This is a genomic window from Neolewinella litorea (assembly GCF_004803465.1).
GTDB lineage: Bacteria > Bacteroidota > Bacteroidia > Chitinophagales > Saprospiraceae > Neolewinella > Neolewinella litorea.
This window is the reverse complement of record NZ_SRSF01000006.1, coordinates 113556-127635: the sequence shown is the minus strand read 5'-3', so window position 1 is coordinate 127635 and position 14080 is coordinate 113556. Positions and strand designations below refer to the sequence as shown.

General features: G+C 60.0%; 11 protein-coding genes. 4 read left to right on the top strand and 7 right to left on the bottom strand.

The annotated features are described in order from the left end of the window. Positions 1 to 123 precede the first annotated feature (123 nt). Positions 124 to 1170, bottom strand: coding sequence for a ligase-associated DNA damage response exonuclease (locus E4021_RS13715; RefSeq protein WP_136459938.1), 1047 nt, complete (start codon positions 1168 to 1170; stop codon positions 124 to 126). A 974-nt stretch (positions 1171 to 2144) separates the two neighbouring features. On the opposite strand from E4021_RS13715, the gene E4021_RS13710 reads away from it, so the two are divergent. Then, on the top strand, positions 2145 to 2789 hold the full coding sequence (locus E4021_RS13710; protein ID WP_136459937.1) for a hypothetical protein: 645 nt from the start codon (positions 2145 to 2147) through the stop codon (positions 2787 to 2789). Positions 2790 to 2796: 7 nt separating this feature from the next. Here E4021_RS13710 and E4021_RS13705 read toward each other — a convergent pair whose 3' ends face one another. Both E4021_RS13705 and E4021_RS13700 read right to left on the bottom strand, forming a co-directional pair. Beyond that, positions 2797 to 3543 (bottom strand): HpcH/HpaI aldolase family protein, encoded by a 747-nt coding sequence (locus E4021_RS13705; protein ID WP_136459936.1) that lies wholly within the window; start codon positions 3541 to 3543, stop codon positions 2797 to 2799. A 3-nt stretch (positions 3544 to 3546) separates the two neighbouring features. Then, positions 3547 to 5436: a CocE/NonD family hydrolase gene (locus E4021_RS13700; protein ID WP_136459935.1), complete on the bottom strand. Its 1890-nt coding sequence runs from the start codon at positions 5434 to 5436 to the stop codon at positions 3547 to 3549. A gap of 171 nt (positions 5437 to 5607) precedes the next feature. Between E4021_RS13700 and E4021_RS13695 the strand changes: the two genes are divergently transcribed. Then, positions 5608 to 6072 (top strand): hypothetical protein, encoded by a 465-nt coding sequence (locus E4021_RS13695; protein ID WP_136459934.1) that lies wholly within the window; start codon positions 5608 to 5610, stop codon positions 6070 to 6072. A 627-nt stretch (positions 6073 to 6699) separates the two neighbouring features. Further along, positions 6700 to 7347: a transposase gene (locus tag E4021_RS13690; RefSeq protein ID WP_136459933.1), complete on the top strand. Its 648-nt coding sequence runs from the start codon at positions 6700 to 6702 to the stop codon at positions 7345 to 7347. A gap of 703 nt (positions 7348 to 8050) precedes the next feature. On the opposite strand, the gene E4021_RS13685 is transcribed toward E4021_RS13690, so the two are convergent. After that, positions 8051 to 9394: a hydroxymethylglutaryl-CoA reductase, degradative gene (locus tag E4021_RS13685; RefSeq protein ID WP_136459932.1), complete on the bottom strand. Its 1344-nt coding sequence runs from the start codon at positions 9392 to 9394 to the stop codon at positions 8051 to 8053. Between the two features lie 18 nt (positions 9395 to 9412). Then, the gene (locus E4021_RS13680; RefSeq protein WP_136459931.1) at positions 9413 to 10471 is read right to left on the bottom strand and encodes a beta/alpha barrel domain-containing protein; all 1059 of its coding nucleotides are present in this window, start codon (positions 10469 to 10471) and stop codon (positions 9413 to 9415) included. Positions 10472 to 10695: 224 nt separating this feature from the next. Here E4021_RS13680 and E4021_RS13675 point away from each other — a divergent pair, with 224 nt between their 5' ends. Further along, entirely contained in the window at positions 10696 to 11211 is a 516-nt protein-coding gene (locus E4021_RS13675) for an SPOR domain-containing protein (RefSeq protein ID WP_136459930.1), read from the top strand. 5 nt (positions 11212 to 11216) lie between these two features. Here the strand turns inward: E4021_RS13675 and E4021_RS13670 are convergent, their stop codons facing one another. Both E4021_RS13670 and E4021_RS13665 read right to left on the bottom strand, forming a co-directional pair. Next, positions 11217 to 11510, bottom strand: a complete 294-nt coding sequence (locus E4021_RS13670; RefSeq protein WP_136459929.1) for a rhodanese-like domain-containing protein — start codon at positions 11508 to 11510, stop codon at positions 11217 to 11219. Positions 11511 to 11558: 48 nt separating this feature from the next. Further along, positions 11559 to 14036, bottom strand: coding sequence for a T9SS type A sorting domain-containing protein (locus E4021_RS13665; RefSeq protein ID WP_136459928.1), 2478 nt, complete (start codon positions 14034 to 14036; stop codon positions 11559 to 11561). Positions 14037 to 14080: the final 44 nt, after the last annotated feature.

Genomic DNA, 14080 nt, shown 5'->3' with positions numbered 1-14080 from the left:
TGGCTGGGTGTTGCGTATTCACCACGGAGGACGCAGAGGGCTTCACGGAGGTCCACGGAGAGGCGCGGCATGAACACCTCTGTGAAACCTCTGTGCCTGCCTCCATGACCTCTGCGGTAATCCCTACTCAGCATCAGCAGCAGCATTTTCCTTCTCCGTTTCTGCATTCCCCTTCGTCTCGATCTCCGCCAACTCCCCCTCGTACTCGGTGTGGAGTTCGACGGCGTTCAGGCCCTGTTCGCGGAGGTACTTGCTGAAGATGGCCGTATAGCCGTGGGTGACGTACACATTGTCGGCCCCCGTCAGATCGATGGCCTCGAGCAGGCTGGGCCAGTCGCAATGATCGCTGAGCACGAAGCCCCGGTCGGCGCCCCGGCGGCGGCGGGCCCCGCGGAGGGTCATCCAGCCGGAGGCGGCACCAATAGAGGCGTTGCCGAATTTCTTGACCCAGGGTTGGCCGATGGCGCCGGGAGTGGCAACCACGATGTTGCCGGGGTAGTCCTTTTTGTTGATCTCGCGGGTTACGCGGGTGGTCGGGGGCAATTTGATGCCCTGCTTGCGGAGCACCTCGTTCGTGTTCTCAATGGCACCGTGGGTGTAGATCTTGCCGATGGAGGTGTCGAGGCCGTCGAGCAACCGCTGCGCCTTGCCGAGGGCGTAGCCGGTGAGGATAGCCGTACGGCCCTCGCTGGCGGTCTGTCGCCACCAGTCGTTGATGTCGGCCATGACCTCCTCCTGGGGCGTCCAGCGGTAGACGGGTAGTCCGAAGGTGGATTCGGTAATGAAGTGCTGGCACCGTATCGGTTCGTATGCTTCTGAGAGGCCGTCGTCCTCGAGTTTGTAGTCGCCGCTGGCCACCCATATTTCGCCCTGGTATTCGACCCGAATCTGGGCCGAGCCGATGATGTGGCCCGCAGGGTGGAAACTGAACCTGACGCCGTTGATGGTGCGTACTTCGCCGAATTCCACGGTCTCCAGTTTGATGTCGCCGAGGCGGTAACGGATGACGGGCGCCGCGGCGCGGGTGCAGAGGTAATACTTGTTGCCCCAGCGGGAGTGGTCGGCGTGGCCGTGGGTGATCAGGGCGCGGTCTACCGGTTTCCAGGGGTCGATATACACGTCGGCGCGTTCGCAGTAGATCCCGCAGTCGTTAAAGGTCAGGAGGGGCATTGGGGGTGGAACGGGGGCGGGCGGGCGGAGGTTTAGGGAATTTTGTGGGGTGTGGTGGGGGTGATGAGCGCAAGGCCCCTGCTACGCTGCGCTTTGCTGTGACCTTGCTTGTCCAGGACGTCCCCTCCGGGGCCGGTTTGGTAAGTAGGAGGCAGTTGTTGAGGGGATTCGTTCATCGCAAGGCTCTCACTGCGTAGTGACCTTGCTCGTCGGGGACGTCCTCTCCGGGGCCGGTTTTGTAAGTAAGAGGCAGTTGTTGAGGGGATTCGTTCATCGCAATGCTCTCACAGCGTATTGATCTTGCTCGTCTGAGAAGTCCCCTCCGGGGCCGGTTTTGTCAGTAGGAGGCAGTTGTTAAGGGGATTCGTTCATCGCAAGGCTCTCACTGCGTAGTGACCCTGCTTGTCGGACGATGTCCTCCCGGGACCGGTTTTGTAAGTGGGAGGCAGTTGTTGAAGGATTCGTTGATCGCAAGGCCCCGCTGATTATTGACCATGCTTGTCGGACGATGTCCTCCCGGGACCGGTTTTGTAAGTGGGAGGCAGTTGTTGAAGGATTCGTTGATCGTAAGGCCCGCTGCATTCGGACATTGCTTGTAGGACGATGTCCCCTCCGGGGCCGGTTTTGTAGATGGGGGTAAATTGTTAAGGGTATTCGTTTATCGTAAGACCCCCACTGCATACCTACCTTGTTCGTTGGACGATGTCCCCTCCGAAGCCGGTTTTCTAAGTGGGGGGGCGGTTGTCGGGGAATGTGTAATCGTACGCCCCCGGTCCGCAGTGACCTTGCTCATTCGAGACGTCCCTCCGGGGCCGGTTTTGTAAGTGGGGGGATATGTTGAGGGGATTCGTCTACCGTAAGGCCCCCGCTGCATAGGGACCTTGCTTGTTAGTAGGCCTCCCCTCCGGGGCCGTTTTATGGGCTCGGCCTCCATCCGGAGCGAATTTTATGCGCCCCGATGTATCTTCCTTGCCATGAAAATCGACTGGCAGAATCACCTGGTGAACTTCGTCCTCATTGTCTTCAGTATTCTTCTGGCCTTTAATCTGGAGCGCTGTGCGAGTGAGCGACGGGAACAACGGTTGGTCGACGCCCACCTGGCGGAGATCGTGAAGGAGACCCAATTCAACCTCAACAGCCACAGCGAAACGATCGAAGGTCAGCGCAAGCAGCAGGTGTTCCTCGATTCACTGATCCGGCTCATCCGCTCGGGCAGTGACCCCGCCGAGATCAATCCGGTGGTCATGCAGGCCATGAATATGTCGCTGCCCTTCACCAAAACGACCGCCTACAATACCTTCCTGCAGACCGGCGACATTCGCTATATGAACGATTTCAAGGTGAAATCGGACCTGATCTCCCTGTACGAGTTCTACAAGATCGCCGAGGTGTACAACGAATTGATGGTCGAGAATTACGACAACGGTTTCTTCAGCCACATCAAGGCTCACCTCGATATCGTAGGCCAGGAACCACAGGAACTGGAGGTGTATACCGACCGCAGCTTCGTTAACTCCATTGCCTCCGTGCGCTACTTCCTCGTCAACAGTATCGATATGCTGGAGAACGATCGCGAACGGATGCAGGCCTTCATCGATCAGCGCGAAAGCGCGAAGTGATGCCCACCTATTCCCCCTGACTCAGCCATTTGCCCAGTCCCCGCTGGAACATCAATTCCTCGGTTCCCCAGGTGACAAGATCAAAGCCGCGCGCCGCCATCGCGGCGGCATCCTTGGGGCGGGTTGTGAATATGCCGGTAAACAACCCCTTCTCCCTGGCCACGTCTTGTACCCGGTCAAAGACAGCCAGCAGCTCCGGGTCGGAAAAATCGCCCTGCCGGGGACGGCCGAGGCTCACGCTCAGGTCCCAGGGACCGATATACAGCCCATCCAGCCCCGGGGTGGCCGCGATAGCATCCAGTTCGTCCACGGCACCCGCCGTTTCAATCATGACGAAACACAGGGTTTGCTCATTCGCGGCGGCAAAGTAGTTGCCCTCAAGGAGCATCGCCGCCCGAAAGGGGCCGAAGGAACGGTTGCCAAGGGGCGGATACTTCGCCGCGCGCACAAAGGCCCGGGCTTCCTCGGCGGTATCTACCATCGGACATATCAATCCCTCAATACCGTAATCAAGCGCCTTCATGATCAGTTCCGGCCGGTTCCAGGCCAGTCGGGCGAGCGGGATGGCACCACCCGCACGGATGGCCTGGACCAATCCGAGGACAGCATCCCCTTCTATGGAACCGTGTTGCAGGTCCAGGGTAATGCTTTCCACGCCACTGCTGCCCATGCGCTCCGCCAGAAAGGGAGCCGGGAGGGTCATGAAGACATTGCCCAGGGAGCTGGTTCGGGTGAGTAGTTGGTGCAGTTGCAAGGCCTAGCGCGTTGTGGAAGTGCGCACCACCGGCACGCGCACCACGCTGGGGTACTCGGCCGAGTGGTGGATGACGTTGTGGGCCACTACCCCCTCCTTCTCGTCGTAGTTGTTGCCGCCGGTGTTCATATTCCGCTCGAAGCGGGGGAAGTTGGAGCTGCTTACCTCGATGCGCAGCCGTTGTCCTTTCTTGAAAAGGTTACTGGTACTCATCCGGGTGAGGTCGACTTTGTAGACCTTCCCCTTCTCCATGAATACTTCCTTATCGTATCCCTCGCGATAGCGGACGCGCTGGATGGTTTCGTCAAGATTGTAGGCGGCACCGTCCTCGTCTACGACGATCAGCTTGAGGGTCAAATCGGTATCCTTCACGTCGCTGCTGAGGTATAGGGTGCTTTCAATTGAGCCGGTCACTTCGGTATCCTCGGGAAATGGTTCGGAGGTATAGACGAGTACGTCATTACGGGTTTCCATCCGGCGTTGGTCCATGGAGCCACCCTCAACGGCGTCGCCGGTGCAGCAGACGTTGCCGCCGTAGCTGTACACCGGGTTCATAGGATCGTAGAGGAAGCTGTCGGGCTTATCCTGTTGGGGGGCTTGCTTGACCAGCTTGCCGTCGCCGTACATGGTGTTGGCATTACCGTTGCTGCCGAGGTAGTAGTCCACCGTTTCGACCGAGGGGGGCGGCCAGGCGGAAGTCGTCTGCCATTTGTTGCTGCCCATCGTGTAATAGGTCACACGGTGCAGGGTATCGATCAGCTGGCCGGGTTCCTCCTCCTTCAGCCACTTGTCGAAGAAGCCGTAGATCAGGCCGTCGTAGTCATAGCGGGCATCGCCGACGCTGCGCTCGCCTACGATGGTATTCTCCGTGGCGCGGGTGTAGGCGCAGTGCAGCGTAGGGGCGATCCAGAGGTACTGGTTATCGCGGGCCTCCTGCGATTCCGCGTTCTTGCGTACGTGGTTGAAGAGCGCCAGGTTTGGACTGATCGATACGTCGTACCAGCTCGTGAACCAGAAGGTGGGCACGTCGAAGGGCATGTCATCGTGGTAGAGGCCGCCCTCGTACCAGGCCGGATCGTTGGGCTTGCGCTTAATCATGTCCTCGTAGATGCCTTCCGGGCCGTAATTGCCCGCGATGATGGAGTCGACCGGCAGGGTGCTCAGCATCTCCATCGAGGAGATCTCGGGGTACTCCGGCTCCATGTCGTAGAAGCGCTGCAGGCGCAGGATGTCTTCGCGGGGCAGTCCCTCCGCCAGTTTGGGGCCGTTGGGGTCGTGCTGCACGTGGTAAAGCCAGCTGGTGAAGAGCATCTGCTGGGCCCCGCCGCGGTACCAGTTGCCCTGCTCCATAAATTCCCCTACCCGGCCCACGCCTGCCCCGTAACCCATCGGTACCATGGCCTTAAGGGCGGGGTGTCCGAGGCTGGCCACGGCCATTTGCCATTCGGCGGTGGAGCTGCAGCCGTACAGTCCCACGTTGCCGTTGCTCCAGGGCTGCGTGCTCATCCACTCGATGGCGTCGTAGCCGTCGGTTAGCGGTACGCCGAGGATGTCCCAGTCGCCCTCGCTGAAGTAGCGGCCGCGCTCATTCTGTACCACGTAGGCGTAGCCGCGGCTGACGGCCTCATAGGCCCGCTCGTAGTTGCGCTCCTGCTCTTCACCGTCCACCCAGCCGTTGAACTGGTAGGGGGTACGCACGAAGATGATGGGCGCCTTTTCGACGTTCTTAGGCCGGTACACATCGGTGGCCAGTCGCTTGCCGTCGCGCATGGGCACCATGATCTTCTGTTCGATCTCAGCGATTTTGGCCAGTTCTCGGTACGCATCCGAGTTCTGGGCGCGGACGCAAGTGCAAAGCAGTACCAAAAGAAGCAGTAAAAGGTGGTTGCGCATGGCTGTGTTGTTCGGTTAAGGGGTTGGTAATATACATTCCCTTCTTAACCCAATAACCGTACTTGCTCTCACGGCTCGCGACCTCCGGCTCGTGACCTCTGGTCGCGGCGCGGTTCGTGACTTAATCGCGATGCCACCAATTATCACCATTACCCTTACCAACCCGACAGGATGTCGGGAACCGCCCGGTTCGTGACCTCCGGTCGCGTAGCTCGGCTCGTGACCTCCGGTCGCGATGCCCGGCTCGTGACTTCCAGTCGCGATGCCACCAAATACCACCATTACCCTTACCAACCCGACAAGATGTCGGGAACCGCCCGGCTCGTGACCTTCGGTCGCGTAGCTCGGCTCGTGACCTCCGGTCGCGTAGCTCGGTTCGTGACCTCTGGTCGCGTAGCTCGGCTCGTGACCTCCGGTCGCGATGCCCGGCTCGTGACTTCCAGTCGCGATGCCACCAAATACCACCATTACCCTTACCAACCCGACAGGATGTCGGGAACCGCCCGGTTCGTGACCTCCGGTCGCGTAGCTCGGTTCGTGACCTCCGGTCGCGTAGCTCGGCTCGTGACCTCCGGTCGCGATGCCCGGCTCGTGACTTCCAGTCGCGATGCCACCAAATATCACCATTATCCTTAACAACCCGACAAGATGTCGGGAACCATCCGGTTCGTGACCTCTGGTCGCGGCGCGGTTCGTGACCTCTGGTCGCCATGCCCGGCTCGTGACTTCCAGTCGCGATGCCACCAAATACCACCATTACCCATACCAACCCGACAGGATGTCGGGAACCGCCCGGTTCGTGACCTCTGGTCGCGGCGCGGTTCGTGACCTCTGGTCGCGATGCCCGGCTCGTGACTTCCAGTCGCGATGCCACCAAATATCACCATTACCCTCAACACCCCGACAAGATGTCGGGAACCATCCGGTTCGTGACCTCCGGTCGCGTAGCTCGTTTCATGACTTCTAGTCGCGCTACCACAGAAAATACTTCCCCAATGAATACCCCGACAGGATGTCGGGAACCGCCCGGTTCGTGACCTTCGATTGCGCCACCACTAATCATCCTCTCTCCCTTCAAAACCCCCGACAAGATGTCGGGAACCACCCGGCTCGCGACCTCCGGTCGTGCACCTAAGAAATATCTCTACTATTCACTACCCCATCAATCTGCTAGACAATTTATTTTAAAACAATTTGATTTTTTATTCATAAAAAATAATATTTGTTTTGTCTAAAGCAATCATTCACTCTTAATTCTACGCTATGAGCGAGTTCGGCAAATTACCGCATCGTCCCTTGCGCCACATACCGATGCATATCGTGTACAGATTAAGTGGCAGCATCCCTCAGAAGGTCTTGACAGAAATGAGAGAGAAGTATTGGAAATACCAGGAGGCATACGGCGAGGCACAAACACCCTTCAATGAACCAGGTCCAAGAATACTAGCAGAACAGCTACTTGAGGAAGCGCTCCACCACAAATCAAATGGCCCCTACCACCTGGCAAATCCAGCCATAGCCAAGCTGGTTCTCGACTCCTGGAAATGGTTAGCGGAACACAGAGGTGTTATGTTGTTTGCGATTTGTGTAATGAGTAACCACGTTCACGTACTGGCCCGGAGTTCCTCCGAAGCAGAAGTAGACACCGGCTCGATTATAAAAGCGCATAAGAATTTCACGGCCCTGCGCGCTAACCGTATTCTCGGGATTAGAGGGCAGCCGTTCTGGGCCACCAGCTATTTCGATCGGGATGTTAGGACGGGTAAGTTTTCTACTGTGATGTGGTACCTGCTAAACAATCCTGTTAAGGCCGGACTAGTGAAACACTGGGAAGATTGGCCGCATACCTACCTACACCCTGACTATGATTTGCTATTCAGGAGGTGTGAGTGGGAGGCTTCGGCCGCATGACCTCCGGTCGTGCAGCTCGGTTTGTGACTTCTGGTCGCGTAAACCCCAACCATCCGCCGACCCCTCAATGACCCGACAGGATATCGGGAACCGCACGGCTCGTGACCTCCGGTCGCGCGGCACGGTTCGTGACCTCTGGTCGCGTAAACCCCAACCCTCCGCCCCCCACTCAACAACCCGACAGGATGTCGGGAACCGCACGGCTCGTGACCTCCGGTCGCGCGGCACGGTTCGTGACTTCTGGTCGCGTAAACCCCAACCATCCGCCCCCCACTCAACAACCCGACAGGATGTCGGGAACCGCACGGCTCGTGACCTCCGGTCGCGCGGCACGGTTCGTGACCTCCGGTCGCGTAAACCCCAACCATCCGCCGACCCCTCAATGACCCGACAGGATGTCGGGAACCGCACGGCTCGTGACCTCCGGTCGCGCGGCACGGTTCGTGACCTCCGGTCGCGTAAACCCCAACCCTCCGCCCCCCACTCAACAACCCGACAGGATGTCGGGAACCGGACGGCTCGTGACCTCCGGTCGCGCTTCACGGTTCGTGACCTCCGGTCGCGTAGACCCCAACCATCCGCCGACCCCTCAATGACCCGACAGGATGTCGGGAACCGCACGGCTCGTGACCTCTGGTCGCGCAACCACAACAATTATCATCACCACTCAACAACTCCGACAAGATGTTGGGAACCGCCAAACCTACTTAAGTTTCCCCTCCCGAAGCTTATCCAGATACTGGCGTACGCCGTGGTGGCTGACGGTGCGTCCTTCAAAGAAGTTGACCGTTTGGCGGCGCTCGGGGGGGCTAGCCTGGAGGCTGGACAGGATGTTCTGCAGGTGCATCTTCATGTGACCCTGCTGGATGCCGGTGGTCACCAGACTGCGCAGGGCGGCGAAGTTTTGGGCCAGACCGGTGGCGGCGGCGATGCACATCAGTTCTTCGGCGTTGGGTCGCTCCAGAAGCTTCAGGGACAGATCGGCCAGCGGGTGCAAGCGGGTTAGACCGCCCACCGTACCCAAGGCTAGGGGGAGGGTAAGCTCGAATTGGAATACGTCATCGGCCACCCGGCAACGGCTTAGCGAAGCGTAGCGCCCCCCCGAAGCGGCGAAGGCGTGCGCGGCAGCCTCCACGGCCCGGAAGTCGTTGCCCGTCGCCAGCACCACGGCGTCTACCCCGTTCATGATTCCCTTGTTGTGGGTAACGGCCCGGTAGGGGTCCTCGCGGGCAATGGCTACGGCCAGTTCGAAGCGGCGTACAAAGTCGGCGGCGTCTACCCCCGACCCGGGAATGTTCATCTCCTCAATAGGACAGCTCACCCAGGCACGGACGGCGCAGTTAGGCGTATGGTTACTGAGGATGGCCATGATGATTTCCAGCTCCCGCTCATCGTCGTACAGCGACTCACTCTCCCCCGCCCACCGCTCGAGTTCGGCGGCATAGGTCTCCAGGACGGTGTTGATGAAGTTGGCCCCCATACTGTCGCCGGTACCGAAACTCACCAGCAATTGGTAACACTGCCGGTCCACCTCGGGAAGGTGCTTCCACTGCATCCCGCGTACCCCGCCGCCCCGTTTCTCCATGCGCGCGGTGAGTTCAGCGGTAGCTTCCCGGAGCCGGTCCTCCAACTCCCGAAAGAGGGAAGCACGCCGCTCTGGCGTACCGCTCCACCGGAAATGGAGCTGGCCAAGTTTTTCGGAAGCCAGCACTTCGGCGTGGAACCCCCCGCGGGTCGACCAGTACTTAGCGGCGCTGCTGGCCGCGGCCACTACGCTGCTTTCCTCGATGACCATGGGTACGGCGTACGTCCGACCATTAACGATGAAGTTGGGCGCCACGCCAAAGGGGAGGGGGAAGTTGGCGACCGTGTTCTCACTGAAGTTGTCCAGCACATCCTGCAGATCGGAACTGCCGGCCTCGAAGAAGGCGAAATCATCCTCCCCGTGTTCGGGCAGAAAGTGCTCCAAAAGCCACTGTCGGCGCTGTGCCTTGTCGAATTTACTGAATCCGCTGATGCGGTGAGGGTCGCTTACTTGCTCGGCCACAGGGGGAGGGTCTAAGATTTAAGGCCGGGGGCGAAGATAGGCCTTGGCCAACTCTAAACCGCGCAGCTGGGTGGCTACGTACCGCTGCAGACTCAGGTAATCCTCGCGGGCGTGTCGCAGAAAGGCTGACGCCTGCCCGTAGATCGCCGGCAGTCGCGAGAGCTCCGTCAGGTAGTAGCCGTCGAGAAAGTCCTGCACTCCGCCGCTTACGATGAGGTGGGAACAACGGATCTCCCGGGGGGATTCTTCCACGATCCGATTTACCTGCCGAACCATCTCCTCGGCGGAATGCCCCACCTGGGTAAGGCCGCCGTAGGCACTGCGGGCCAGCGCGTCGGACCGAAAGAGCTCCAGTTTGCTGAAGTTGGTCCCGCCGTTAGCCGCCGTGTCGAGGGCCAGCAGGGGCAGCTCCAGCAGGGCGCGCAGACTGGCGGGGCCCATCCCCTGCCCTACCTCCTTGACGATCACCGGCAGGTTGGGCAATGCCCGCAGCAGTTCGCGGATGGTTTCCAGGGGGGCCACCGTGAAGCGGTCACCTTCCGGTTGCAGCCATTCCTGCAGGGGGTTGACGTGTACGATGAGACCGTCGAGATCGAGTGCGTCTATTAGTTGGGTAACCAGATCCGCCTCGCCCCGTTCCAGCAAGCTTTGCAACTGCGCCGCGCCCAGATTGGCAAAAATGGGCACCTCCGGACCCGCCAGGGGCCGCACGTTGAAGTCCTGAAAACGGTCGTCCTCGTAGAGCAGGCTACGGCAGGAGCCCAGCCCCATACCGATGCCGAACTCGCCGGCGGCCCGCGCCAGGTTGTGATTGATGATGAGGGCCTTCTCGGTACCCCCAGTCATGCTGCTCACCCAAAGGGGGGCACGCAGGGATTTTCCGCCCCAATCGATGGGCGTCAGGCTACCGGGTGCGGGGTGGGCCGCCAGCAGGGGTTCGTAGTCGAATCGTTGGTCCAGGTTACCGCGCTCGGCCTGCGATTTGAAGGCCAGTTCGATGTGGTCCTCTTTGCGTCCCGGTGCCGTAGGATCACCGGCGACGGGCGGGGGGAAAGAGAAGGATGGGCTATCGGACATATCTGTGGCAACGCCGGCGAAAAAGAATGGTTTACGCAAAAAAAGGGAGCACCTGACGGTGCTCCCTGAAAAAACGGTCTTTCCAAAAAGCAAACACTTGACAAAATTCTTGTGCCCCGGCGGGGCGGCGCGCTGGCGGTTGCCTTATTTATCGGTCGTCAGTAAACCGATACCGCGCTTTGTAACTTAGGGTTCTAGAGCTTAATGCACCTACAAACCGGCCAATGAAGAACTCTTCCACCATTGTTTTCGTGATTCTCGTGCTGTGCCTGGTGGCACTGGCGCTGCTGATCTCACAAGTTGTAACGGCACCTTCGGATGGCCAAACCGAGTTCGAAGATAACGTGAATTACACGGAACTGCCAAAATCCTTCCCGATTGATTCATCGGCAAGCCGTGACGACCAGCCACTTACTGCCGATGCGGGCTCTTCGAGGGAGCAACAATTCCGGGACCTTGTCCCGGCAACCGCCGCCGACAGCTCCATTGCCTCCTCGGCGGGAGACGCCGAAGGCCGGTACCTGGTGATCGCCGGTACCTTCCGGCAGGTGATCAACGCCCGGACCCGCGTGCGCGACCTGGTGCAGGCCGGTTTTGCGGAGACCGAACTCAAAATTTTCGATCGCGGCACCTATGCCGTGGCGCTGGTGGATCGCTCAAACAGCTATACCGAGGCCGCGGAACTGGCCGGGCGCGTTCGCTCGGCCGGATTTGAAGCCGACGTTTATCGACAAAGGTGAGTTAACTAGCCCTGGTAGGCCAGCATTCCCCCCTCAAGGTTGCGGACATTCTTGAAGCCGGACTGCCGCAGCAATTCCTGCGCCATGGCCGACCGCTTGCCGCTGCGACAGTAGACAATGATCTCCTGATCGCGGTAGGGGGTCAGTTTGTCCATCGACATACTCAACTGTCCCAGGGGAACGTGAATGCCGCCTACGTTGAATTCCGCCCGTTCGTAATCTTCCCGAACATCCAGCAAAACGTAATCGTCTTTGCCTTCCTGTTCCCGTTTTTTGAGTTCGTCTACGGTTGCTTCCATATATGATAAACCATTTAATGAGGCTCAACAAGAAAAAGGGCAAATAGATTATTGCCTGACAATTTTATGACGCCCGACCCGGTCCCCTACCCAATATTCCAGCAAATACAACCCCCGGGGTAAGCGGCTGAGGTCCAGGCGATCGGTGCCCACGCCGTCAATTACCGTACGGCCCGCGGCATCCAGCAGCCGAAAGCGCAAGTCAGTTATCGAGTACGACGGATCGAGCCGCAGCGTGACCGCGCCCTCCGTTGGGTTGGGATAAACCTGCACGGCGGGTGCCGACCCCGGCAAATCGTCCGTTGCGGTGGGCATAACCTCGGCCCCCGACAGGAGTGGGCGGATCATGATGGCTCCGCCGGTGGAGCCGTTCAAGGCTTCCCAGCCGCTGCCGGCGTCGAAGTATTGCACACCGGATACCGGGTTGTTGCGGTCAAAGCCTACCGGCAGCGACCGGTTGGCCGGGTCCTGCCGCCAGCCCACGTAGAAGTCGCCCGCCGGCAGATCCAGGGGCTCCCGCAGGGCGTAGCTGGTGAAGGCCTGTAAGGAATCGGTGTAGAAGTCCTCGGCGTAGAGCACGGGCTCACTGGCCGAGTACAACAATTCGCCCGGCGTACCCTCCTCACCCGCACCGTACACCACCAGGTTCAGCCGCTGGTCGTCGACCGACCCCAGTCCGCGCGGCAACCGCAAACGAATACCCACCAGCTGATCGGGCACGAAGGCCGTATACCGCTGTACGATCACGTTGCCCGCCTGCCCCTCGATGGCCACTTCCGCGCTGCCGTCGTCGTAGGCGAAGTAATCATCCAGGACCGTAATCTGGGTGGCCTCATTGTTGGCCGCGATCAGGGGAGAGAAGCCGGGGTCCTCAGTAGCCACGGTGAGGGAATAGGTAGTGGCGATCCGGTAATCGCCCTCAGGATCCAGCCCGAACAGGAAACTGCGGATCCCGTTGTAGGTCGGCAGCTGGTCAAAGGTAGCCGACCGTATCTCGAGGCTCAGCGGAGCGATGCCGTTGTCCTGGCCAAAGTAACTGGAAGGGAAAAGACCCGCCCCGGATATAAAAGAAGGCTGCCCCAGGTTTCTTACCTCGTACGAGGAGCGGGTTACGGGGGTGACGTCCGCCCGGTGGTTCCAGAGTTTCAGGAAGATGGAATCAACAAGCAGGGTTTGCCCCGCGGCCTGCAGGTGCCTGACGGGCAAACTCGTATACGGGGCCACCAGGCGGAAGGGCGCTTCGCTCAGGGCCAGGTCCTGGGTGACCAAAGAGGTAGACTGATTGCTGAGCTTTACGTAGTCAAGGTTCCAGTTGTCCACCGCCCCCTGCTCGGTACTGAGGTTTACGAAGCGGAACTGGAAGCCGTCGTAAAGGTATTCCTGCGGTACGGGCACCAGCTCCCCGCGAAAGGCGGTCTCCCGGGTATTGGAAGTGGTGCTGAGCAGCCCCTCCCGTGAGAATACGGTTTCCCACTCTCCCGTGGCGGTTAAGAATTGCACCAGGAAACTGTCCTGTACCTCGGGGCGGTTACCCAGTCCCCGCGGTTGCAGGTAGAACGACAGTACGCTGCCCGTCTTACCGGACATACGCAGGGGCACGGAAGTAAGGTAGTCACGCGGCACCCCCCGCCGCCCGTTTCCCGTACTGGGGTAAGGCCGTCCGTCGAAGTCGATCGCGTCGAAGGTGGCCACCCCCAGGGAGGGCGGATTTACGCCGTAGCTGCGGTTGACGAGCACGTCCTCATCCTGCCATAGCGAAGTTGCCGGCCGGAATCCCTCGTAGCTGAAATCATCAAAGAAGGGCAACTCCACCGCCGGTCGGTCTACGGTAAAAGTGGCGCGGTAGGTGTCGCAGAGGCCCAGCTCGTTGCAGAGCGTCACGCACACGGCATCCGTTCCGCCAAAGCGGCCGGCTTCGTACCTGAAGTCGTTGCCCTCCTCCATGGTGGTGCGAAAGGCAAAGCGTTGGCCGCGCCCCGGATAATCGTCGGCACAACCCGTGATGGTGCGGCAAAAGGCGCCACCGGGCAGCAGGCTGTCGGTCGGTACGGTCAGATCAATGACCGATTCCGGCTGCAGCAGCACATTGCCCAGTTCCACCTGGCGCGACGCGCGTTGCACCAGAAAGACCAACTCGGTAGTGTCGGCGCATACGCCCCGGGGTGAGCAGACGGTCAGGCCTATTGTATCCAGCCCCTGCACCGTCCCGGGGAAAGCCGTATAGATCACGGTGTCCGAGCGCAGGACCACGGTGCCGAAGTCCAGCGTTTCACAGCCGATGCAGCGGTAGTCCGTGAGGTCGCTGCCCAGGCCCGCGGTATCGAGGTCGATTTTTACGCTGTTGTTGCCTCCCGCGACGATCCGCTCCACGCCGGGCAAATCCACTTCGCCGCACACGGCCAGCCCGGCCGGCAGTGTCTGCGTACGGCCGTCAAAGAGCTGGGCATGCTCCATGAGGGGTACGATGTGCTGGGCGCCGAGGGGGGCCAGCAGGAGCAAAAGGAGGGGCAGTAGGTACAGCTTCATGTTCTTTCGTTGGCCACTACCCCAACGTATGGGGCGGGCATTTG

Coding starts and splice junctions, on each gene's coding strand:
- E4021_RS13715 (WP_136459938.1), bottom strand. CDS start 1,170: ATGCCCCTCCTGACCTTTAACGACTGCGGGATCTACTGCGAACGCGCC.
- E4021_RS13710 (WP_136459937.1), top strand. CDS start 2,145: ATGAAAATCGACTGGCAGAATCACCTGGTGAACTTCGTCCTCATTGTC.
- E4021_RS13700 (WP_136459935.1), bottom strand. CDS start 5,436: ATGCGCAACCACCTTTTACTGCTTCTTTTGGTACTGCTTTGCACTTGC.
- E4021_RS13695 (WP_136459934.1), top strand. CDS start 5,608: ATGTCGGGAACCGCCCGGTTCGTGACCTCCGGTCGCGTAGCTCGGCTC.
- E4021_RS13690 (WP_136459933.1), top strand. CDS start 6,700: ATGAGCGAGTTCGGCAAATTACCGCATCGTCCCTTGCGCCACATACCG.
- E4021_RS13680 (WP_136459931.1), bottom strand. CDS start 10,471: ATGTCCGATAGCCCATCCTTCTCTTTCCCCCCGCCCGTCGCCGGTGAT.
- E4021_RS13675 (WP_136459930.1), top strand. CDS start 10,696: ATGAAGAACTCTTCCACCATTGTTTTCGTGATTCTCGTGCTGTGCCTG.
- E4021_RS13670 (WP_136459929.1), bottom strand. CDS start 11,510: ATGGAAGCAACCGTAGACGAACTCAAAAAACGGGAACAGGAAGGCAAA.
- E4021_RS13665 (WP_136459928.1), bottom strand. CDS start 14,036: ATGAAGCTGTACCTACTGCCCCTCCTTTTGCTCCTGCTGGCCCCCCTC.